The 1,818-nt window shown below is 62.5% G+C and carries 2 protein-coding genes; both read right to left on the reverse strand.

What is annotated here, in order from left to right; translation table 11 throughout:
• The coding region (locus SE91_RS34835) for an ABC transporter substrate-binding protein (protein ID WP_197489594.1) at positions 1-711 on the reverse strand (711 nt) is incomplete at its 3' end.
• A 170-nt stretch (positions 712-881) separates the two neighbouring features.
• Positions 882-1,818: NHL repeat-containing protein (locus SE91_RS34840; RefSeq protein ID WP_061851478.1), on the reverse strand; the 937-nt coding region annotated here is incomplete at its 5' end.

Here is a 1,818-nt window from a genome sequence, read left to right on the forward strand (position 1 = left end):
GGCGTTGGTGGTGTCGCCGCCGGCGTTGGCGAGGCCGATGATCTTGGCCTTCGACGATTGCGCCTGAAGCAGGAAGGACGAGAAGTCCGCGGTGTTGAGCGGGTGCTTGACACCACCGAGCAGCTTGCCGCCATTGGCAGTGACGACCGCGCCGGTGTCGCGCTCCAGCGCATGACCGAAGGCGTAGTCGGCAGTCAGGAAGAACCAGCTGTCGCCGCCGGCCTTGGTCAGCGCCTTGCCGGTGCCATTGGCGAGCATGTAGGTGTCGTAGGTGTAGGAGACCGTGTTCGGCGTGCAGGCCTTGCCGGTGAGGTCCGCGGTGGCCGCGCCCGAATTGAGCAGCACCGCATTCTTCTCCTTGACGAGGTTGCTCACCGCGAGCGCCACGCCGGAACTTGGCGTGTCCGCGATCGCGTCGACCTTTTCGTTGTCGATCCACTGCCGGGCGATGTTGACGCCGACGTCAGGCTTGTTCTGGTGGTCGCCGCTCAGGACTTCGATCTTCCAGCCCTTCTTGAGCAGGCCGGAATCCTCGACCGCCATCTTGATCGCGACCACAGAGTTCGGTCCGCCGATGTCGGCATAGAGGCTGGACATGTCGTTGAGCACGCCGATCTTGACGGTCTTGTCCTGGGCCTGGGCGGATGTGGCAAAACCGAAAGCGGCGCAGGCCAGAAAGGCGGCGGTATGGCGTGCGAACGTCGTCATCATGAAAGACTTCCTCCATTGTCAAATATGCGGACGGCTCTCTTGGGTGGAGCCTTTGTTCCGGCTGATGGCTCTAGCCTGTCCCACGGGCGGCGGCAATCCGCCTAAAGCCGGATGACGCTGCGTCGAAGCGTCATCCGTCGGTTAACTTTTGGTCAAAATGCGTTAAGGCGCTATTTGAGCGCGTCCGATGTCAGCTTGAACTTCTGGATGCGCTTTCCGGTGTCGACCTCGGCGGTATAGACGTTACCCTTGGCATCGATCGCCATGGCATGCACCCAGTGGAATTGCCCGGCATTGCGACCATTATGGCCGAAGCTGCCGACCACGCTGCCGTCCTCGCGCTTGATCACCCGGATCTCGTTGTTCTCGCCGTCGGCGCTGAGCAGATAGGTCTGCTTCGCATCCGGCCAGATCGCGATATCCCACACGGCGCCGTTGCCGAGCGTGTTCTTCTCGTAGAAGAACTCTTTCACGAAGGTGCCGTCCTTCCTGAACACCTGGATGCGGTTGTTAATTCGATCGCAGACGTAGACCAGCCCGTCATTGGCGAGCTTCACGCAGTGGACGGGATTGCCGAATTGCTGGGCAACCGGGGCCTTGGGATCATAGGGCGGCTGCTTGGCGTCGTCAGGCTTGTTGCCATAGGCCCCCCAATGCCGCTTGTAGGCGAGCGTCGTCGCATCGAACACGATGACGCGGCGGTTACCATAGCCGTCGGCGATGTAGATCTCGTTCGCTTCCTTGTCGATCGCGGTCTCGGCCGGCTTGCCGAGCTGCGTCGTGTCGTTGCTGCCGAGGCTCGGTGCGAATTTGCCGATCTGGGCGATGAACTTGCCGTCGAGCGTGAACTTCAGGATCGCGTTGTCGTTGTCGGCATTGCCGCCGACCCAGACGAAGCCGCGCTCGTCGACCTCGATGCCGTGCTCGCGGCCGACCCATTCATAGCCCTGGCCTGGGCCGCCCCATGAGCGCAGCAGGTTCCCGTCGCTGTCGAATTCGAGCACGGGCGGCGCCGACACGCAGCACTTGGAGCGCGGCGGGTTGAGGCTTGCGCCTTTCTCGTCGTCGGTGAGCGAGCGCGGGCGATGGATCACCCAGATGTGGCCC

It is taken from the genome of Bradyrhizobium sp. DOA1 (assembly GCF_001593325.1).
Taxonomy (GTDB): domain Bacteria; phylum Pseudomonadota; class Alphaproteobacteria; order Rhizobiales; family Xanthobacteraceae; genus Bradyrhizobium.